This window comes from Streptomyces sp. GbtcB6 (assembly GCF_019091475.1).
Classification (GTDB): Bacteria; Actinomycetota; Actinomycetes; order Streptomycetales; family Streptomycetaceae; genus Streptomyces; species Streptomyces hyaluromycini.
This window is the reverse complement of the sequence record NZ_JAGXJL010000018.1, coordinates 82,472-101,971: the sequence shown is the minus strand read 5'-3', so window position 1 is coordinate 101,971 and position 19,500 is coordinate 82,472. Positions and strand designations below refer to the sequence as shown.

The 19,500-nt window shown below is 71.5% G+C and carries 14 protein-coding genes; 2 read left to right on the top strand and 12 right to left on the bottom strand.

Annotation, left to right across the window (positions count from 1 at the left end; all coding sequences use genetic code 11):
• Window positions 1–40: 40 nt before the first annotated feature.
• Together KVT45_RS28555 and KVT45_RS28550 are read right to left on the bottom strand one after the other, a co-directional pair.
• A complete protein-coding gene (locus KVT45_RS28555; RefSeq protein WP_217551977.1) occupies window positions 41–1,234 on the bottom strand; it encodes an RNA polymerase sigma factor in 1,194 nt (397 codons plus the stop codon).
• Complete coding sequence (locus tag KVT45_RS28550; RefSeq protein ID WP_217551976.1) at window positions 1,234–1,584, bottom strand: YciI family protein; 351 nt, start codon at window positions 1,582–1,584, stop codon at window positions 1,234–1,236. Before KVT45_RS28550 ends, KVT45_RS28555 begins: the two co-directional genes overlap by 1 nt.
• A 112-nt stretch (window positions 1,585–1,696) precedes the next feature.
• Here KVT45_RS28550 and KVT45_RS28545 point away from each other — a divergent pair, with 112 nt between their 5' ends.
• On the top strand, window positions 1,697–2,746 hold the full coding sequence (locus tag KVT45_RS28545) for an acyl-CoA dehydrogenase family protein (RefSeq protein WP_217551975.1): 1,050 nt from the start codon (window positions 1,697–1,699) through the stop codon (window positions 2,744–2,746).
• A 142-nt stretch (window positions 2,747–2,888) separates the two neighbouring features.
• Window positions 2,889–3,761 (top strand): formyltetrahydrofolate deformylase, encoded by an 873-nt coding sequence (gene purU, locus KVT45_RS28540; protein WP_217551974.1) that lies wholly within the window; start codon window positions 2,889–2,891, stop codon window positions 3,759–3,761.
• A 21-nt stretch (window positions 3,762–3,782) separates the two neighbouring features.
• Here the strand turns inward: purU and KVT45_RS28535 are convergent, their stop codons facing one another.
• The 10 genes from KVT45_RS28535 to KVT45_RS28490 all read right to left on the bottom strand — a co-directional run bounded on the left by KVT45_RS28535 (window position 3,783) and on the right by KVT45_RS28490 (window position 19,497).
• Window positions 3,783–4,385, bottom strand: a complete 603-nt coding sequence (locus tag KVT45_RS28535; RefSeq protein ID WP_217551973.1) for a sarcosine oxidase subunit gamma — start codon at window positions 4,383–4,385, stop codon at window positions 3,783–3,785.
• Window positions 4,378–7,626, bottom strand: coding sequence for a sarcosine oxidase subunit alpha family protein (locus KVT45_RS28530; protein WP_217551972.1), 3,249 nt, complete (start codon window positions 7,624–7,626; stop codon window positions 4,378–4,380). Before KVT45_RS28530 ends, KVT45_RS28535 begins: the two co-directional genes overlap by 8 nt.
• A gap of 11 nt (window positions 7,627–7,637) precedes the next feature.
• Window positions 7,638–8,867 carry a sarcosine oxidase subunit beta family protein gene (locus KVT45_RS28525; RefSeq protein ID WP_308310886.1) on the bottom strand — a complete coding sequence of 410 codons (1,230 nt, stop codon included), beginning with the start codon at window positions 8,865–8,867 and terminating at the stop codon, window positions 7,638–7,640.
• Window positions 8,868–8,899: 32 nt separating this feature from the next.
• A complete protein-coding gene (gene glyA / locus KVT45_RS28520; protein ID WP_217551970.1) occupies window positions 8,900–10,183 on the bottom strand; it encodes a serine hydroxymethyltransferase in 1,284 nt (427 codons plus the stop codon).
• 117 nt (window positions 10,184–10,300) lie between these two features.
• Window positions 10,301–12,739, bottom strand: a complete 2,439-nt coding sequence (locus tag KVT45_RS28515; protein ID WP_217551969.1) for an FAD-dependent oxidoreductase — start codon at window positions 12,737–12,739, stop codon at window positions 10,301–10,303.
• A 245-nt stretch (window positions 12,740–12,984) separates the two neighbouring features.
• Window positions 12,985–13,950: an ABC transporter substrate-binding protein gene (locus tag KVT45_RS28510; protein ID WP_217551968.1), complete on the bottom strand. Its 966-nt coding sequence runs from the start codon at window positions 13,948–13,950 to the stop codon at window positions 12,985–12,987.
• Between the two features lie 13 nt (window positions 13,951–13,963).
• Window positions 13,964–15,937: a proline/glycine betaine ABC transporter permease gene (locus KVT45_RS28505; RefSeq protein WP_217551967.1), complete on the bottom strand. Its 1,974-nt coding sequence runs from the start codon at window positions 15,935–15,937 to the stop codon at window positions 13,964–13,966.
• Window positions 15,937–17,028: a glycine betaine/L-proline ABC transporter ATP-binding protein gene (locus tag KVT45_RS28500; protein WP_217551966.1), complete on the bottom strand. Its 1,092-nt coding sequence runs from the start codon at window positions 17,026–17,028 to the stop codon at window positions 15,937–15,939. The genes KVT45_RS28505 and KVT45_RS28500 overlap by 1 nt, the downstream gene beginning before the upstream one ends.
• A 21-nt stretch (window positions 17,029–17,049) precedes the next feature.
• Complete coding sequence (locus KVT45_RS28495) at window positions 17,050–18,519, bottom strand: aldehyde dehydrogenase family protein (protein ID WP_217551965.1); 1,470 nt, start codon at window positions 18,517–18,519, stop codon at window positions 17,050–17,052.
• Between the two features lie 141 nt (window positions 18,520–18,660).
• Window positions 18,661–19,497 carry a 5,10-methylenetetrahydrofolate reductase gene (locus KVT45_RS28490; protein ID WP_217551964.1) on the bottom strand — a complete coding sequence of 279 codons (837 nt, stop codon included), beginning with the start codon at window positions 19,495–19,497 and terminating at the stop codon, window positions 18,661–18,663.
• Between the last annotated feature and the right edge of the window lie 3 nt (window positions 19,498–19,500).

Below are 19,500 nucleotides of genomic sequence, written 5' to 3'. Positions count from 1 at the left end.
GCAGCCCGAAACTACTGGGTTTGACGAAGGTCACATCTGCTCAGCCGGTGAGTTCGCACCGCCGCCGTTCGAGGTGTACCCGTTCGGGCAGGCTGCCGGTGAGCGCGATGGCCGCGTCGTACTCCGCCACCGCCTCGCGGTCGCGGCCGAGCCGGCGCAACAGGTCGGCGCGGACGGCGTGCAGTACGTGGTATCCGGGCAGGTCGAGCGCGTCGACCAGCTCCAGAGCCGTCTCCGGGCCCTGCGTCTCGGCGACCGCGACCGCCCGGTTCAGTGCCGCGACCGGACTCGGGGCGACCGCCATGAGCTGGTCGTACAGCGCCAGGATCTGCCCCCAGTCGGTGGCCCCGGCGCTCGGCGCGTCGCTGTGCACGGCGTTGATCGCAGCCTGGATCTGGTAGGGCCCGGGACGGTTGCGGCGCAGGCACCGCCGGACGAGGTCCTGCCCCTCCTCGATCAGCTCCCGGTCCCACCGTCCGCGGTCCTGCTCGGGCAGCGGCACCAACTCGCCCGCCGCCGACTGCCGGGCCGGCCGCCGGGCCTCGACCAGCAGCATCAGCGCGAGCAGCCCGGCGACCTCGGGCTCGTCCGGCATCAGTTCGTACAGCAGCCGTCCCAGGCGAACGGCTTCGGCGCACAGTGCGGGATCGCCGCCGTAGCCCTCGTTGAAGACGAGGTAGACGACGGCCAGTACCCCGTTCAGCCGGTCGGGAAGGTCGGCGTCCCTCGGGACCCGGTAGGGGATCCCCGCGTCGCGGATCTTCGCCTTGGCGCGTACCAGGCGCTGGGCGAGGGTGGGCTCGGGGACCAGGAAGGCGCGGGCGATCCGGGCCGTGCTGAGCCCGCCGAGCAGGCGCAGGGTCAGGGCGACCCGGGACTGGAGGGCGAGCGCGGGGTGACAGCAGGTGAAGATCAGCCGGAGTCGTTCGTCGCGCACGGGGCCCTCCTCGGCCGGTGGGGCGGGCGCGTACAGCCGGGCGGCCTCGGCGTGCCGGGCGTCCCGGGAGGACTCGCGGCGCAGCCGGTCGATCGCGCGGTTGCGCGCGGTGGTGATGATCCAGCCGGCCGGGCTCGGCGGCACCCCGGTGCGCGGCCAGCCGTCGAGCGCCGTGGTGAAGGCGTCCTGAACCGCTTCCTCGGCGAGGTCGATGTCGCCGAGGAAGCGGACGAGGACCGAGACCGCGCGCCCGTACTCGGCTCGGAAGACGGCCTCGACGTCGGCGGCCTGCGACATCAGTGCTGGTCCACGAAGGGCCGTACCTCGATGGGGAGGGTGGTGGCCAGAGCGGCCTTGCGGCCCCATTCCAGGGCGGCGTCGAGGTCCTCGGCACGGATGAGGCAGAGCCCGCCCAGGTACTCCTTGCCCTCGGCGTAGGGCCCGTCGGTGATCAGCACGTCCCCGCCCTCGGGCCGCAGCATCGTGGCCGTCTCCGGACCGTGCAGTCCGCCCGCGAAGACCCAGGCACCGGCGGCGCGCAGCTCGTCGTTGAACGCCTCGACGTCGCGCATGATCGCGGCGAGGGCGGCGGGCGAGGGCGGCGTGGCCCCGGCCGGCTGGACCACGCTGAGCAGGTAGTGCTTCATGATGTTCTCCTCGGACGTCGTGAGGTGTTCCGCGGGGGTGTTCTCGCCTTCTACACGAACGGCAGGCGGCCTGATCGACACCTCGCGCCGGGAAGCCGAAAGAATCTTCGCCATGACCATCGCCGCGCATCCGCTCGTCGCCCGCGCCCGGGAACTCGCCGACGGGCTGCTCTCCCCCGCCGCCGAGCGCGTCGACCAGGAGGGCGTCCCCCCGGGCCACATCGAGGCGGTCAAGCGCTCGGGTCTGCTGGGGGTGAGCGCGCCGGTGGCGTACGGCGGCTCGGCGGCGCCCGCGTCCGTGGTGCGGGAGACGGCGGAGATCCTGGCCGGGGCGTGCTGCTCGACCTGGTTCGTGCAGACGCAGCACCAGACACCGGTACTGACCCTGGCGGGGACCGCCCTGCCGGTGCGGGAACGCCTGCTGGGCCCGCTGGCGCGCGGTGAGTTGCTGTCGGGGGTGGCGTACGCGCATCTGCGGTCGTACCCGCGGATCCCCGTGCGGGTACGGCGGGAGGCGGGCGGGTGGCGCTTCTCCGGCACCGTGCCCTGGTACACCGGCTGGGGGCTGAACGACGTGCTGCTGCTGGCCGGGGTGACCGAGGACGACGAGGCCCTGTTCGCCTTCGTGGAGGCACGCGAGCAGCCGGGCCTGCGGCCCTCGGAGCCGATGCGCCTGGCGGCGCTCACCGCGTCCCGGACGGTGTCCCTGGACCTGGACGGCCTGCGTGTCCCGGAGGAGGCGGTCGCGCTCCGGACGCCGTACCCGCGGTGGGCGGCGGCGGACCGTCCGAAGACCCGTAACGCCAACCCGGCGGTCTTCGGGATCGCGCAGGCGGCGCTGGCGCTGGTGGAGGAGGAGTACGCGGCCGCGCTGCGGGGCCGCCTGGCGGAGATCCGCCGCCGGGCGTACGCGCTGGCCGACCATCCGGTGCCTTACGAGCACGCGGCGGAGCGGCTGGCGGTGCGGGCGGAGGCGTTCACGCTGCTGCGCACGGCCACGACGGCGGCCCTGGTGTCGGGCGGCGGCCGCGCGATGTCCCTGGACCACCGCGCCCAACGGCTCGCCAGGGAGGGCCTGTTCCTGCTGGTCCAGGGCCAGACGAGCGAATCACGCACGGCGCATCTGAAGCGGCTCGCGGAGCGGCACGACTCCGGGCGTTGACGGCACCGACAGGGAAATGCGTTGCGTATCGCACGGAGTAGTGCGTCAAGTAGAACGCTACCCCTTGACCCGCCGACCGCCTTGGCTGGACGATGTTGCGTATAACCCACATAGTTGCGCTATGCGCATCAGGGAGGATGTCATGTCTCCTCGACCGCAGCCCGGCCGCGAGTTCGTCCTCACCCTGTCCTGTCCCGACCGGGCCGGTCTGGTCCACGCCGTCACCGGCTTTCTGGTCGGCCACGGCGGCAACATCCTGGAGAGTCAGCAGTTCGACGACCGGCTGGAGGACCGCTTCTTCATGCGGGTGCACTTCGACGTCCCGGACGGCGCGGTCTCGCTGGAGGAGCTGCGCACCGGTTTCGTCCCGGTCGCCGAAGAGCACCGGATCACCTGGCGGCTGAACGACGCGTCGACCCCGACCCGCACCCTCATCATGGTGTCGAAGTTCGGCCACTGCCTGAACGACCTGCTGTTCCGCAGGTCCACGGGCGCGCTGAACATCGAGATCCCGGCGATCGTCTCCAACCACCGCGACTTCGAGCCGCTGGCCCGTACCTACGGCATCCCCTTCCACCACATCCCGGTGACACCCGACACCAAGGCCGAGGCGGAGGCCCGGCTGCTGCGTCTGGTCGGCGAACTGGACGTCGACCTGGTGGTGCTCGCCCGGTACATGCAGATCCTCTCCGACGACCTGTGCAAGCAGCTCGACGGCCGGGCCATCAACATCCACCACTCCTTCCTGCCGAGCTTCAAGGGGGCCCGGCCGTACGTCCAGGCGCACCGGCGCGGCGTCAAGCTCGTCGGCGCCACGGCGCACTATGTGACGCCCGATCTGGACGAGGGCCCGATCATCGAGCAGGACGTCGTCCGGGTGAGCCACTCGCACGCCCCGGACGAGCTGGTCGCACTGGGCCGTGACGTGGAGGCCCAGGTACTCGCCCGCGCCGTGCGGTGGCACAGCGAGAGCCGGGTGCTGGTCAACGGCCGCTGCACGGTCGTCTTCCGCTGACAGCCCGCCGTTCGTGGTGCCTCACACGTGTTCCACGGCCGCGTCCAGCAGCCAGTCCACCAGGTAGCCGGCGAACGACGAGCGCACCAGCACCCAGAAGCCGGCCCTGGTCTCGTCCCGCGCGACCAGGACGACCTGGGCACGGGCCAGCGTGGTCTGGGCGCAGCGGCCGGGGCCGAAGGCACGGGGGTGCAGGTCCAGGGCGCAGCCGTGGGCGAGCAGGTCGCGGGCGCGCGGGCCGCCGACCAGGAGGGTGGTGCGCTGGGCGGACACGTCGGTGACGGCGACCGGTTCGTCCCCGGCGGCCGTGCGGATCCGGCTCTCCAGGTCCCGTTCGGTGCCGGGCCGGCCCACCACCAGCCATTCGTCGGGGCCGAGCCACACCGCGGTCACCTCGCCCGCGTGCACCACGGTGTCGGGTTCCAGGGGCAGTTGGAGTCCGAGGGCCAGTGCCACGGCGTCCGCCGCCGGGCTCTTGGCGTCGAGGCGGACGTTCACCTGGGCCAGGAACGGGAGTTCGGCCAGGCGGAGCGCGCCCTTGGAGGAGCGGGTCACGGCGGCCAGGCGGGGCGCGGCGTCGGCCAGGGGGCTGCGCGGCCGTGCGGTCGGGGCGGTGTCAGCCATCGCGGCGGGCTCCCTCGGGGTCGTAGAGGACGGGACCGGCGACGGTCACCGGCAGCAGCCGGTCGCCGACGGGGGCGTGGAGGCGTTCGCCGATGCGGTCCCGGCCGCCCTTGACCAGGGCGAGCGCGAAGTTCCGGCCGAGCGCGGCGCTGCGGTAGCTGGAGGTGACGTGGCCGAGCATCGGCACGGGCGGGGCGGGCAGTTCGCCGTCGGCGACCAGGTGGGTGCCCTCCGGGAGGAAGGCGCCGGGGTCGTCGGTGAGCAGGGCGACCAGGTGCTTGCGGTCGGGGCGCACGGCGTCGGCACGGGCGTAGGAGCGCTTCCCGATGAAGTCGGGCTTCTTCTTCGACACCGCCCAGCCCATGCCGAGGTCCTGCGGGGTGACCGTGCCGTCGGTGTCCTGGCCGACGATCGGGTAGCCCTTCTCGGCGCGCAGCACGTGCATGGTCTCGGTGCCGTACGGGGTGATGCCGTACGGCGAACCCGCCTCGTACAGCGCCTCCCACAGCGCGACCGCCTGCCACGGCGACACGTTGATCTCGTAGGCGAGTTCGCCGGAGAAGCTGATCCGGCAGACACGGGCGTCGATGCCGGCGACGGTGGTCTCCCGCCAGGCCATGAACGGGAAGTCCTCGTTGGACACGGCCAGTCCGGGCGCGAGCGAGCCGAGGACCGCGCGGGACTCGGGACCGACCAGGGCGACGGTCGCCCAGTGCTCGGTGACCGAGGTGCAGTGCACCCGCAGGTCCGGCCACTCGGTCTGCAGCCACTCCTCCATCCAGTCCAGGACGGCCGCCGCGTTGCCGGTCGTGGTGGTGACCAGGAACCGGTCGGGGGCGAGCCGGATGACCGTGCCGTCGTCGAACACCATCCCGTCCAGGCGGCACATCACGCCGTAGCGGATCATGCCGACCTTCAGGTTGCTCATCATGTTCGTGTAGAGCCGGTCGAGGAAGAGCGCCGCGTCCGGGCCCTGGACGTCGATCTTGCCGAGGGTGGAGGCGTCCATGAAGGCCACGCCCTCCCGGGCGGCGCGGCACTCGCGCAGCACGGCGCTCTCCATGTCCTCGCCGTCCTGCGGGTAGTACCAGGGCCGGTGCCACTGTCCGACGTTCTCGAAGAGCGCGCCGTGTTCCACGTGCCAGCCGTGCAGGGCGGTGGTACGGACCGGGTCGAGCAGCGTGCCCCGGTCGCGGCCGGCGAGGGCGGCGAAGGAGACGGGGGTGTACGGCGGCCGGAAGGTGGGCAGGCCGAGCGCCGAGACGTCCACGCCGAGGAGTTCGGCGACGACCCCGCTCGCCAGCACGCCACCGGTCCTGCCCTGGTCGTTGGCGGTACCGGCCGTGGTGTAGCGCTTGGTGTGCTCCACCGAGCGCAGGCCCGCGCCGGTCGCCCGCGCGAGGTCGTCCACCGTGACGTCGCGCTGGAGGTCGACGAACCGGGGAGCCTCGCCGGGGACGGTGAAGACCTGCATGGGGGGGGTGTACGGCTGTGGGGCCACGGCGGGGAGGGCGGGGGTCTGGGCGGTGTAGCTCTCCGCCTGCACCGCGCGGGTGCCGGCCGCCGTGCCCTGGACGAGGGCCGTGGCGAGGTCGAACGCCCCGTTCGCGGCGCCCGCGACCGCCACCGCCTGACGGCAGCTGTCGGGCACGAACGTGCCGAGCACCTCGTCGTGGCGGAGCTTGCCGCCCGCCTGGCTGAACAGGTGCGCGACCGGGTTCCAGCCGCCGGAGACGAGGAGCAGGTCGGCGGCGAACTCCCGCTGTGTGCCGGTGCCTTCGTACGGGGCGACGGTCACAGCGGTGAGACGCTCGCGGCCCGCCGTGCCGGTGACCGCGTGCCCGGGCAGCACCTCGATCCCGGCGGACCGCGCCCGCTCGGCCCACTGGCCCGGTTCGGTCCGGGTGTCGACGATCGCGGCGATGCCGACTCCGGCCGCCGCGAGGTCGAGAGCGGCCGCGTAGGCGCTGTCGTTGGTGGTGAAGACGACGGCCTGCCGGCCGGGGAGCACGGCGTACCGGTGCAGGTAGGTGCGGGCCGAGGTCGCCAGCATCACGCCGGGGCGGTCGTTGTCGCCGAACGCGAGGGAGCGTTCGTGGGCGCCGGTGGCGAGGACGACGTGGCGGGCGCGGATCCGCCAGACGCGTTCGCGGGAGACGTGCTGCGGGGCGTCGGCGCCGAGGTGGCCGGTGCGGCGCTCCACGGCGAGGAGGTGGTTGTCGTCGTAGTGGCCGAAGACGGTGGTGCGGGGCAGGACGCGTACATCGGGGGCGGCTTCGAGGCGGGTGCGGGTGGCCGCGACCCAGTCGAGGTGCTCGCCGGTGCCGAGCAGGCTGCCGCCGGGTTCGGGCTGGTCGTCGGCGAGGATGACGCGGGCGCCGCTGGTGGCTGCAGCCGCCGCTGCCGCGAGGCCGGCCGGGCCCGCGCCGACGACCAGGAGGTCGCAGTGGGCGTGTACGGCGTCGTAGCGGGCCGGGTCGGGGGTGGTGGCGAGGCGGCCCTGGCCCGGGAGGCTGGTCGCGACCAGGCCGTCGTGGAGCTCGATGGTGGTGGCGGGGAGCATCGGCTCGGGGAAGGGGGCCTCGATCTGGACGACCGCGTTGGGTTCCTCGACGCCGGCGGAGAAGATGCCCCGGGGGCGGCCGAGCTTGATGCTGGTGGCGGCCTGGACGATGCCGTTGGCGAGGAGGGCGGAGGCGAGGGTGTCGCCTCGGTAGCCCTGGTACTGGGTGCCGTCGAAGGTGAAGGTGAGGGGGGTGGTGCGGTCGATGCGGCCGCCGGTGGGGGTGCGGAGAGCAAGGTCGCCCCCGCCGCCCCTACCCGTCCCGTCCTGAAGGGGCGCTGCCCCTTCGACCCCGTCGGGGGCTGCGCCCCCGGACCCCCCTTCGGCCTGAACGGCCTCGTCCTCAAACGCCGGACGGGCTGAGAGGAGAGGCGTCGGCCGCGAAGGCCCCGTCGGACGGGCTGAATTGAGTGGACGCGGCTCGCCTGCCCGGTACACCGTCAGGATCTCGTTCGTCGACGTGTCCCGGACCGCGTTGAACCATCTGCGGCAGCCCGCCGCGTGGCTCCAGCGCTCCGCGAACGGGCCCTTGGGATTGTCCCGGAAGAACAGAAACCGCGCCCACTCCTCGTCGGTGAGGGCGGCCGGGTCCTCCGGGTACGGCACGTGGGCCTGGCCGCCGTAGTGGAACTCGGTCTCGTCGCGGGGCCCGCACCACGGGCAGGGGATGAGCAGCATGGTTGGGCTCCCTAGTGGGCCACCGCGGCCGCGCCGTGCTCGTCGACGAGCGCGCCGGTGGTGAAACGGTCGAGCGAGAAGGGGGCGTTGAGGTGGTGAGGGGTGTCGTGGGCGATGGTGTGGGCGTAGACCCAGCCGACCCCCGGGGTGGCCTTGAAACCGCCGGTTCCCCAGCCGCAGTTGAGGTACAGGTTGTCCACCGGGGTGAGGCCCACGATCGGTGAGGCGTCGGGGCTGACGTCGACGATGCCTCCCCAGGTGCGCAGCACGTGGGCGCGCGCGAAGACCGGGAAGAGTTCGAGGGCCGCCGCCATCTGCTCCTCGATGATGTGGAACGCGCCGCGCTGGGTGTAGGAGTTGTACGCGTCGATGCCCGCGCCCATCACCAGCTCGCCCTTGTGCGCCTGGCTGACGTAGACGTGCACCGCGTTGGACATGACCACGGTCGGGTGGACGGGCTCCAGGAGTTCGGAGACGAGGGCCTGGAGCGGGTGGCTCTGGAGGGGGAGTTCGATGCCCGCCATGGCGGCCAGGACCGAGGTGTGGCCGGCCGAGCACAGGGCCACCTTGCCCGCCGCGATCGGGCCCAGGGTCGTCCGGACGCCGACGACCCGGCCGCCCACCACGTCCAGCCCGGTGACCTCGCAGTTCTGGATGATGTCGATGCCGGCCGCGTCCGCGGAGCGGGCGAAGCCCCAGGCCACGTAGTCGTGCTTGGCGATGCCCGCGCGGGGCTGGTAGGTGCCGCCGAGGACCGGGTAGCGCACGTCGGGTGAGGTGTTGACGATCGGGCAGACCTCTTTGACCCCGTCCGCGTCGAGCCACTCGGCGTCGACTCCGTTGAGACGGTTGGCCTCGACCCGGCGGACGCTGTCGCGGACGTCCTGGAGGCTGTGGGCGAGGTTCAGGACGCCGCGCTGGGAGAAGAGGATCGGGTAGTCGAGTTCCTCCTCCAGGCCCTCCCAGAGTTTCAGCGCATGTTCGTAGATGCCCGCGCTCTCGTCCCACAGGTAGTTGGAGCGGATGATCGTGGTGTTGCGGGCCATGTTGCCGCCCGCGAGCCAGCCCTTCTCCAGGACGGCCACATTGGTGATGCCGTGGTTCCTGGCCAGGTAGTGGGCGGTGGCGAGGCCGTGTCCGCCGCCGCCGACGATGACGACGTCGTACGAACGCCTGGGCTCGGGCGTGCGCCAGAGGAACTCCGGGTGGTCGGGGAGGTCGGCGCCTGGGGGTCCCCCCACGCCCGCAGGGCGTAGGGGGCGGGTGCGGGGGCTCATCGGGCGTCTCCGTCGTGCGAGAGGTGCGGGTAGAGCGGGTGCTTGGCCGCGAGTGTCTCCGTGCGGGCGCGCAGCGCGGCGATGTCCGGCTCGGGCTGGAGGGCGAGCGCGATCACCTCGGCGACCTCGTTGAAGTCCTCCTCGGTGAAGCCCCGGGTGGCCAGCGCGGGGGTGCCGATGCGCAGGCCGGAGGTGACCATGGGCGGGCGCGGGTCGAAGGGGACGGCATTGCGGTTGACGGTGATGCCGATCGAGTGGAGGAGGTCCTCCGCCTGTCGGCCGTCCAGCGGGGACTCCCGCAGGTCGACCAGGACGAGGTGGACGTCCGTGCCGCCGGTCAGCACCTTCACTCCGGCCGCGGCCGCGTCGGGCCGGGTCAGGCGCTCGGCGAGGATGCGGGCGCCGGCCAGGGTGCGGGCCTGGCGCTCGGCGAACCCGGGTGACGCGGCGACCTTGAAGGAGACGGCCTTCGCCGCGATGACATGTTCCAGCGGGCCGCCCTGCATCCCGGGGAAGACCGCCGAGTTGATCTTCTTGGCGAGGTCGGCGTCGTTGGTGAGGATGACCCCGCCGCGCGGTCCGCCGAGCGTCTTGTGCGTGGTGGTGGTGACCACGTGGGCGTGCGGGACGGGGCTCGGGTGCAGCCCCGCCGCCACCAGGCCCGCGAAGTGCGCCATGTCGACCATGAGCAGGGCACCGACCTCGTCGGCGATCCGGCGGAAGGCCGCGAAGTCCAGCTGCCTCGGGTACGCCGACCAGCCCGCGATGATCATCTTCGGGCGGTGTTCCTTGGCGAGGCGCTCCACCTCGTCCAGGTCCACGAGGTTGTCGGTCGCGGAGACGTGGTACGGCACGACATTGAGCATCTTGCCGCTGTAGTTGAGGCGCATGCCGTGGGTGAGGTGGCCGCCGTGCGCGAGGTCAAGGCCGAGGACGGTGTCGCCGGGCTGGAGCAGGGCGAAGAAGACGGCGGTGTTGGCCTGGGCGCCCGAGTGCGGCTGCACGTTGGCGAACCCGGCCCCGAAGAGGGACTTGACCCGCTCGATCGCCAGCCGCTCGGTGACGTCGACGTGTTCGCAGCCGCCGTAGTAGCGGCGGCCGGGGTAGCCCTCGGCGTACTTGTTCGTCGCGACCGATCCCTGCGCCTCCATCACGGCGGTGGGCGCGAAGTTCTCGGAGGCGATCATCTCCAAGGTGGACTGCTGCCGGTTCAGCTCGGCACGGAGCGCGGCGTGGACCTCGGGGTCGAGCTCGGCCAAGGGCGTGTTCAGCGCGTTCATTTGAGTTTCCCGATCCTTTCAACGACCTTGGCGAGAGATGCGCCCCAAAGGGGCGCGGGGAACTGCGCGACCAGCCACGACGTACCCGCAGCCGAACAACGACGCCACCCGGATCTGTCACCCACGGAGACGACTCATCGCCGGGTCGAACAACGGCTCCTCGGCCACCACAGCCTCCACCCGCTGGTCGAAGTAACCGATGTGCACAGTCGTCCCGGGCTCCGCCAACTCCACCGGCAGCCACGCGTACGCGATCCCCTTGCCGACCGTGTAGCCGTAGGCCGCGCTGGTCACGTAGCCGACGGCGCGGTCACCGTCGTACACCGGCTCCTTGCCCATGACGACGGCCCGCGGGTCGTCAACGGTGAGGCAGCTCAGCCGGCGCCGCACGTCCGCCTTGCGCCGCTCCAGCGCGGCCTTCCCGACGAAGTCGCCCTTGTCGAGCTTGACGGCGAAGCCGACGCCGGCCTCGTAGGGGTCGTGCTCGTAGGTCATGTCGGTGCCGAAGGAGCGGTAGCCCTTCTCCAGGCGGAGGCTGTTGAAGGCACCGCGGCCGGCGATGATCCCGCCGAGCGGCTCGGCCGCCTGCCAGAGGGTGTCCCAGAGCTTCTGGCCCTGGTCGGCGGTGGTGTACAGCTCCCAGCCGAGTTCGCCGACGTACGACAGCCGCATCGCGGTGACCGGCACCGAGCCGATGTAGGCGCGCTTGGCGCGGAAGTACTTGAGGCCGTCGTTGGAGAAGTCCTCGTCGGTCAGGGGCTGGAGGACCTCGCGGGCGAGCGGGCCCCACAGGCCGATGCAGCAGGTGCCGGGGGTGATGTCGCGGACCTGGACCGTCCCGTCGGCGGGCAGGTGGCGGGTGAACCAGTCGAGGTCGAGGTTGCCGTTGGCGCCGACCTGGAAGAGGTCGCGGGCGAGGCGGGCCACGGTGATGTCGCTGCGGATGCCGCCGTCGTGGTCGAGAAGCAGGGTGTACGTCACCGAGCCGACGGACTTGGCGACCTTGCCGGTGACCAGGCTCTCCAGGAAGTCGGCGGCACCCCGGCCGCTCACCTCCAGGCGCTTGAGGGCCGTCATGTCGTACATGGCGACGGTCTCGCGGGTGACCTGGGCCTCGGCGCCGACGATCGGTGACCAGTAGCGCGCGGCCCAGTCGTTGGGGGTGGGGATCGAACGGTCTTCGAGCAGGTCCGCGTTCGCCTCGTACCACTGCGGGCGCTCCCAGCCGTTCGCCTCCAGGAAGAACGCGCCGTGCTCCTGCTGGCGGGCGTGGAAGGGGCTGGTGCGGATCGGGCGCGGCTTCCCGGACGGCTGGAGGGGGTGGAGGATGTCGTAGACCTCGACGAAGTTCTGGCAGTCGCGGGCGAGGACGTACTCCGGGGCGAGCTGGTGCGGCTCGAAGCGGTTGACGTCGCACTCGTGGAGGTCGAAGGACGAGCAGTGGCCGTCGACCAGCCATTCGGCGACCGCGCGGCCGACGCCCGCGGAGTGGGTGACCCAGACGGCCTCGGCGACCCAGAAGCCCTTGACGTCCGGGGACTCGCCGAGCAGCGGGTAGCCGTCGGTGGTGAAGGAGAAGAGGCCGTTGATGCCCTCCTCGACCTTGGCCTCGCGGGTGGCGGGCAGAAGGGAGCGGGTCTCGGTCCAGGCGTCCTCGAAGTCCTCCTCGGTGAACTTCAGGACGGAGGGCATCTGGTCGGCCTCGTCGACGGAGAGGATGTCGTCGGCGGAGATGGGCAGGGGGCGGTGGCCGTAGTAGCCGATGCCGAGGGTGTCGAAGCGGTCGCGGTAGTAGAGGTCGGCGTCCTGGTGGCGCAGGATCGGGCGGACCGCCTCCTCGGTCTGGCCGGCCAGGGCGGGGACCGGGCCGGTCCAGGCGAGCTGGTGGCCGAGCGGGGTGAGCGGCAGGTTCATGCCGACCATGCGGGCGATCTTCGGGCCCCAGATGCCGGCGCAGCAGACGACGATGTCGGCGGGGAGTTCGCCCTGGTCGGTCAGCACGGAGGTGACCCGGCCCTCGCTCTGCCGGACGTCCAGGACCTCGTGGCGGGCGAGGAAGCGGACGCCGCGTTCGGTGGCCCGGCGGATCTGGGCCTCGACGGCGAGGACGGCCTTGGCGAGGCCGTCGGTGGGGACGAGGAGGCCGCCGAGGACCCGGTCGCGGTTGACCAGCGGGTGCTGTGCGACGCACTCGTCGGGGGTCAGCAGGCGCGCCTCGATGCCCCAGGCGGTGATCCAGCCGTGCCGGCGGTGGAGTTCCGCGAGGCGCTCCGGGGTGGTGGCCACTTCGAGGCCGCCGACCTGGAGGAAGCAGGGCCGGCCGTCGACGTCGAGGGAGCAGAACTTCTCGACGGTGTAGCGGGCCAGCTCCGTCATGGTCTTCGAGGGGTTCGTCTGGAAGACCAGGCCCGGGGCGTGCGAAGAAGAGCCCCCCGTCGCCGGGAGGGGGCCCTGGTCGACCACGGTCACCTCGGTCCAGCCGCGCGCGGAGATCTCGTCCGCGAGGGCCGCCCCCACGACGCCCGCTCCGATGATGACCACTCGGGGTCCCGCCATCGCCCAACCTCCGAACTTGAGACCGGTGCAGTTGCTTTGTGCGCAACATGATTCAGGCTGCGCAACTCAATGTGCCCGCCGGGAAGGAGGGGTGTCAAGAGGGTGGTGACCTAGCGGAACGGCCCGCAGGACGGCCCGCGGAACGGCCCCGGCCATGGCCGGAAAACGGCAACGCCCGGCGGGCGGCGCGCACAGCTGCGCACCGCCCGCCGGGCGTCCCGGAACGATTCCTCCCGCGGCCTTCGCTACTTCAGCCAGGCCTTGACCTTGTCGGGGTTGGCGTCGACCCACTTCTTGGCCGCCGCGTCGTCCGACAGCTTGTCCACCGCGATGTACTTGGCCACGGTGTTCTGGTCGTCGTTGGTCCAGTTGAAGTTCTTCACCAGGTCGTAGGCCGGGCTGCCCGACTTGGCGAAGCTCGCGCTGACGATCTTGTCGAGGTCGTAGACGGGGTAGTCGCAGGCGACCTTCGCCGCGTCGGCGTCGCAACCGGTCGTGTACTTGGGCAGGTTCACCTTGACCAGCGGCACCTCGGACAGGAACCACTGCGGTTCGTAGAAGTAGCCGATCAGCCACTGCTTGTTCTTCTCGGCCGTTCTGAAGGCCTGGATGAGCGCGGTCTCGCTGCCCGCGTACACCACCTTGAAGTTCAGCTTCAGGTTCTTCACCAGGGCGGCGTCGTTGGTGACGTACGACGGGTCGCCGTCGAGCAGCTGGCCCTTGCCGCCGGACTCGGAGGTCTTGAAGTTGGCGGCGTACTTGTTGAGGCTCTCCCAGTTGGTGATGTCCGGGTGCGCCTTGGCCAGCCACGGCGGCACGTACCAGCCGATGAGGCCCTTGTTGCCGGTCGAGCCGGCCTCGACGGCCGTCTTCTGCCCGGTGATGTACTTCTTCTTCAGATCGTCGTGGCCCCAGTTCTCCAGGACGGCGTCCACCTCGCCGGTCCCGAAGCCCTGCCAGGCGATCTCCTCCTTGAGGTCCTTCTTGTTGACCGTACAGCCGAGGTCGTGCTGTGCGACGTACGCGACGACCGCCGCGTCCGCCTCGTAGCCCACCCAGGGGTTGACGGCCAGGTTGAAGGTGCCGCACTTGCCGCCCGAGGACGTCGAGCCTGCGGAACTGCTGTCGCCGACCTTCGCCCCGCCGCAGGCGGTGAGGGTGAGGCCGAGGACGGCCAGGCCGGCCGCGCCGGCTCGCCAGTGTTGTGCCATGGTGTCGAGCTCCTTATGCCCTGGTGCGTCGTGCCGCAGCCTGAGTGATCCGGTCGAACATGACTCCGAGCAGTACGATGGCGAGCCCTGCCGCCAGCCCCTTGCCGTACAGCTCGCTCTGCGAGAAACCGGCCACGACGTCGTAGCCGAGGGCGCCCGCCCCTACCAGGCCGCCCAACACAACCATCGACAGCACGTAGATCAGGCCCTGGTTGGTCGCGAGGGTCAGGGCGCTGCGTGCCATCGGCAGCTGGACCTTGGTGATGATCTGCCAGGTGTTGCACCCGGCCGAGGTGGCCGCCTCCACGGTGGACTCGGGCACGTTCCGCACCCCGTCCGCGATGATCTTGATCGCGACGGGTGCCGCGTAGACGACGCCCGCGATGATCGCCGTGAAGCGAGTGGCGCCGAAGAGCGCCAGGAACGGCACCAGATAGACGAAGGGCGGCATGACCTGCGCGGCGTCCAGGGTGGGCCGGAGCAGCCCGTCCACCAGGGTGCTGCGGCCCATCCACACGCCGAAGACAACGCCGGCCAGCATCGTCAGGACGGTGGCCACGGCGGTCGAGGCGAGGGTGGTCATGCTGTCCGACCAGAGTCCGGTGCCGACCAGCAGCCCGACGCACACGGCCGCCGTGACCCCGGCCCGCCAGCCGCCGAGGATCGCGCCGAGCGCGACCAGGACGGCGCCGACCAGCCACCACGGGGAGTCGGTGAGCAGGGTCTGGAAGGGGTTGAGCAGGCCGTTGGTGAGGGCGTCCCGCAGGGCGTTGGTGAGGCCGAAGAGGTGGTCCTGCATCCAGGTGGTCGCGGTGTCGGCCCCGCTCGCGAGGTGGCTGCCGACGGTGCCGTCACCGGGGAACTCGGCCGCCCAGACGTAGGTGTGGGAGAGGTAGACCAGAACGGCGGCGGCGACCCCGCCCGCCCCGAGCAGCGGGCGGCGCCACTTCAGGAACCACCCGTCCGTGCGGCGGGCCTCGGTGCGCGCGGCGGCCGCCGTGGTGACCCGGTCGAGCACGATCGCCATCACGACGATGGCGAGGCCGGCGTTGAAGGCGGTGCCGACGTCGAGGGACGTGAGGGCCTGCATGACGGTCTTGCCGAGGCCGGGCGCGTCGATCAGGGCGGCGATGGTGACCATGGCCAGGGCGGCCATGATGGTCTGGTTGACGCCCATGACGACCGTGCGCTTCGACATCGGCAGCAGCACCTTCACCAGTTGCTGCATGCGGGTGGCGCCGAGCGAGTCGGCCGCCTCGACGGTGGTCTCGGGGACGGACCGGATGGCGTGCGCGGTGATGCGGATGGCGGGCGGGGCCGCGTAGATCACCGTGGTGATCACGGCGGAGGCTCCGCCGATGAGGAAGATCAGGGTCAGCGGGGCGAGGTAGACGAAGGTCGGCATCGTCTGCATGAAGTCCAGGAAGGGCGTCATGATCCGGTTGAACCGGTCGGAGAGCCCCGCCCACACACCGAGCGGGATGCCGATCAGCAGGGCCACCAGGACCGCCGACAGGGTCAGCGCCAGGGTGTCCATGCTCTCCTGCCACAGGCCCTGGAGCCCGAAGAAGGTGAAGCCGGCGACGGCCAACAGGGCGACCCGCCAGTTGCCCACGGCCCACGAGACGTAGCCGGTGATTCCGACGACGCCGAGCCAGCCGATCTGCGGGACCGGGCGGCCGTCGCTGGGCTGCGAGATCAGCGACTGGACGAAGGTCACCAGGTTGTCGATGACCAGCCGGATCTCGTTGAAGAAGTACAGGAAGAGCGGGTTGGAGTTGCGGTTGGCGCCGATGCTGTCGTTGACGTCGTTCAGCCAGCGGTGCAGACCGGTGAGGTCGGCGGCGGCCAGGGTCAGGGTCTGCCGGCCGCGGAGCGCGGCGAAGAGCACCAGCCAGAGGACCAGGATCGCCGCCACCACCATGGGGCGGCTGACCTTCCTGCGTATCGTCGCGACCGGCGCGGTCGCGTCGGCTACGGCGGCCATCACGCGCCGCCCTCCTGCCCGGCGACCACGGAGAGGATCTCCTCGTCGCCGACGATGCCCAGCAGCTTGCCGTTCTCGACGACCTTGACCGGCTTCTCGGCGGCGAGCACCGCCCGGGTCGCCTCGCGTACGACGACGTCCGGGCCCAGCTCCGGTCCGTCCAGGGCGTCGTCGGCCTCGGCGGGCCGCATGATCCAGCGCAGGGTGAGGACGTCGCCGCGCGGCACGTCCTTGACGAAGTCCCGTACGTAGTCGTCCGCCGGGGCGCCCACCAGCTCGTCGCCGGTGCCGCACTGGACCATCTTGCCGTCCCGCATGATGAGGATGCGGTCGCCGAGCTTGAGGGCCTCGGAGAGGTCGTGGGTGATGAACACCATGGTCTTGCCGACCTCGTGGTGCAGGCGGATGACCTCGCTCTGCATGTCGCGGCGGATCAGCGGGTCCAGCGCGGAGAACGGTTCGTCGAAGAAGAGGACGTCGGGGTCGCCGGCGAGGGCGCGGGCGAGGCCGACGCGCTGCTGCATACCGCCGGAGAGCTGGTCGGGGTAGGAGTTCTCGTAGCCGGCGAGGCCGACCAGTTCGACGGTCTCCATCGCGCGCTTCATGCGCTCGGCCTTGCCCATGCCCCGGATCTCCAGGCCGAACGCCACGTTGTCGACGACCTTGCGGTGCGGCAGCAGGCCGAAGTGCTGGAAGACCATCGAGAACTTGCTGCGCCGCAGTTCCCGCAGCCTCCGGGCGTCGGCGTCCCGGATGTCCTCGCCCTCGAAGACGATCTCGCCGGCGGTGGGTTCGATCAGCCGGGTCAGACATCGCACCAGGGTGGACTTGCCGGACCCGGACAGGCCCATGACGACGAAGACCTCGCCGGGCGACACCTCGAAGTTGACGTCCCGGACAGCGGCGGTGCAGCCGGTGCGGTCCATCAGCTCGCGGCGGGTGAGCCCGCACAGCTCCTCGGAGCCCGGCACCTCGTCGGCCTTCGGCCCGAACACCTTCCACAGCCGGCGCACGGAGATGACCGGGGTGCCGTCCCGGGGGTCCTCGGACGTGTCGCGCGGCCGCGACACCTCGGTCTGGGCTGGGGTCATGGTGGGGACCTCTCTTCGGCGTCAGCCGCGGAACCAGTGCTGCGGCCGGGGTTGGATGTTCTGCCAGACGTGCTTGGGCTCTCGGTACTCGTCCAGGCCGGTCGGTCCCAGCTCGCGGCCCACGCCCGAGTGCCCGAAGCCACCCCATTCCGCCTGCGGCACATAGGGGTGGTAGTCGTTGATCCACACGGTGCCGTGGCGCAGCCTGCGGGCGACCCGCTGGGCCTTGCCCGCGTCCTGCGTCCAGACGGCCCCGGCGAGGCCGTACTCCGTGTCGTTGGCGATGCGGACGGCGTCGTCCTCGTCCTGGAAGCGCTCGACGGTGAGTACGGGTCCGAAGGACTCCTCGTGCACCACGCGCATGTCCTGCCGGCACTCGTCGAGGACGGTGGGCGGGTAGTAGAAGCCGTTCGCCAGCGCGGGGTCGTCGGGGCGGGTGCCGCCGCAGCGCAGTACGGCGCCCTCGGCGATCCCCGCCGCGACGTACGCCTCGACCTTCTCGCGGTGCTGCGCGGAGACCAGCGCCCCGGTGTCGGCCTCGGGGTCGAACGGGCCGCCGAGGCGGATGAGCCGGGCGCGGCGGACGACCTCGTCGACGAAGGCGTCGTGGATCGAGTCCTCGACGATCAGCCGGGCGCCGGCCGAGCAGACCTGCCCGGAGTGCAGGAAGACGGCGGTGAGCGCGAAGTCGACGGCGGTGTCGAAGTCGGCGTCGGCGAAGACCACGTTGGGGTTCTTGCCGCCCAGCTCCAGCGCGACCTTCTTCACGGTCGCCGCGGCGGTGGCCATGATCCGCTTGCCGGTCTCCAGACCGCCGGTGAAGGACACCATGTCGACGGCGGGGTCCTCGGAGAGCGCGGCGCCGGCCTCGGGTCCGGCGCCGAGGACGAGGTTGCCGACACCGGCCGGGAGTCCGGCCTCCTCCAGCGCCTTCAGCAGCAGGATCGAGGTCGAGGGAGTGAGCTCGCTGGGCTTCAGGACGAACGTGTTGCCCGCGACGAGGGCGGGCGCGACCTTCCAACTGGCCTGCAGCAGCGGGTAGTTCCAGGGGGTGATCAGACCGCACACCCCGACCGGCTCGTACACGACACGGCTGACGGCGTCCTCACGTCCAGTGTCGATCACCCGGCCGGCGTCGGTGCCGGCGATGCCGCCGTAGAAGCGGAGGCAGGAGACGACGTCGGCGATGTCGTACTCGCTCTCCACCAGGCGCTTGCCGGTGTCCAGGGACTCCGCGCGGGCGAACTCCTTGGTGTCGCGCTCGATGATGTCGGCGGTGCGCAGCAGCAGCGCGCCGCGCTCCCGCTCGGGGGTGTGCGGCCAGGGGCCCTCATCGAACGCGCGCCGGGCCGCGCCGATCGCCGCCTCGGTGTCGGGGCGGGTCGCCTCCGAGACCGTCGCGACGAGCGTGCCGTCCGCGGGACAGCGGATCTCGCGCTGGCCGCCGGCCACCGCGGCGCGCCATTTACCATCCACATACAGATCTGCCACGGCCGCGCCCTTCGAGCCCGAATTCGTTGCGCATTGTGCATTGGATTGCTTTTGGTGGAACACCCTGACCGAATGTACTGACAGCCGTCAAGGGCTCCGCGTATCCCGATTCGGCCGCGAAAGCGGCGCCCCTCGGGCGGGTCAGCCGCCCAGCCGGTCCAGCAGCGCACGGCGCCACCGCTCCGTCTCGGCAACCTGGTTGAAGGTGAACAGATGAAGGCCCGCCACGCCCGCCGAAGGCGCGGTGAACGCCTCCTCGCCGCGGGCCAGCAGCCGCTCCGGGTCGTATCCGCCGGGTGTGGCGAAGCGCAGGAACCAGGAGGCGTGCTTGGTGAGGAAGCGGGTCGACTCCCCCACTCCGATCTTCGTCGCCATGGACAGCAGCTTGGCCCGCTGGACGGGCCCGGCGACACCTAGGTACACGGGCAGGGTGACGTCACGGCGCCGGATACGGGAGAGCCAGTCGCCGAGCACGCGTGCGTCGAAGCAGAGGTTGCTGACGATGTAGGTGGCGTGCGCCCGCTTGTCCCACATCGCCTGGATGGTGAGGTCGTCGTGGATGAGGGGATGACTCTCCGGATAGCCGGTGATCCCTGTCTCCGCGAAGGGTCTGCCCAGTTCGGTCAGCCGGCGCAGCACCGGCAGCGCTCCCTCGTACGTCCCGGCGGGCGGATCGGCGTCGCCCGCCGGGACGAAGAGGTCGTCGACGCCCGTGGCGCGCAGCCGCTCCGTGACGTCCTTCAGGTGGGTGTCGTCGCGGAGCAGGCGTGCGGGCACGTGCGGGACGACGCGGTAGCCGTGCGCCGTGAGCCGCTCGGTGAGGGCGAGGGTCGGTTCCAGGCCCTTGACCGGCGACGCCGTGACCGTGACCACGACGTCGCGGGGCACGTGGGCGAGGACCTTCTCCTCGGTCGCCCGCGCCGGCAGCACCTCGTAGCGGACGCGGGCGAGCAGCGCCCGCAGCGCCTCTGCGGCCATGGT

Bases quoted from the DNA above. Each gene is read 5' to 3' on its own strand.
- KVT45_RS28550 (WP_217551976.1), bottom strand. From the start codon at position 1,584: ATGAAGCACTACCTGCTCAGCGTGGTCCAGCCGGCCGGGGCCACGCCG.
- KVT45_RS28505 (WP_217551967.1), bottom strand. From the start codon at position 15,937: ATGGCCGCCGTAGCCGACGCGACCGCGCCGGTCGCGACGATACGCAGG.
- KVT45_RS28490 (WP_217551964.1), bottom strand. From the start codon at position 19,497: ATGGCCGCAGAGGCGCTGCGGGCGCTGCTCGCCCGCGTCCGCTACGAG.
- KVT45_RS28500 (WP_217551966.1), bottom strand. From the start codon at position 17,028: ATGACCCCAGCCCAGACCGAGGTGTCGCGGCCGCGCGACACGTCCGAG.
- purU (WP_217551974.1), top strand. From the start codon at position 2,889: ATGTCTCCTCGACCGCAGCCCGGCCGCGAGTTCGTCCTCACCCTGTCC.
- KVT45_RS28535 (WP_217551973.1), bottom strand. From the start codon at position 4,385: ATGGCTGACACCGCCCCGACCGCACGGCCGCGCAGCCCCCTGGCCGAC.
- KVT45_RS28530 (WP_217551972.1), bottom strand. From the start codon at position 7,626: ATGCTGCTCATCCCCTGCCCGTGGTGCGGGCCCCGCGACGAGACCGAG.
- KVT45_RS28515 (WP_217551969.1), bottom strand. From the start codon at position 12,739: ATGGCGGGACCCCGAGTGGTCATCATCGGAGCGGGCGTCGTGGGGGCG.
- KVT45_RS28545 (WP_217551975.1), top strand. From the start codon at position 1,697: ATGACCATCGCCGCGCATCCGCTCGTCGCCCGCGCCCGGGAACTCGCC.
- glyA (WP_217551970.1), bottom strand. From the start codon at position 10,183: ATGAACGCGCTGAACACGCCCTTGGCCGAGCTCGACCCCGAGGTCCAC.
- KVT45_RS28510 (WP_217551968.1), bottom strand. From the start codon at position 13,950: ATGGCACAACACTGGCGAGCCGGCGCGGCCGGCCTGGCCGTCCTCGGC.
- KVT45_RS28555 (WP_217551977.1), bottom strand. From the start codon at position 1,234: ATGTCGCAGGCCGCCGACGTCGAGGCCGTCTTCCGAGCCGAGTACGGG.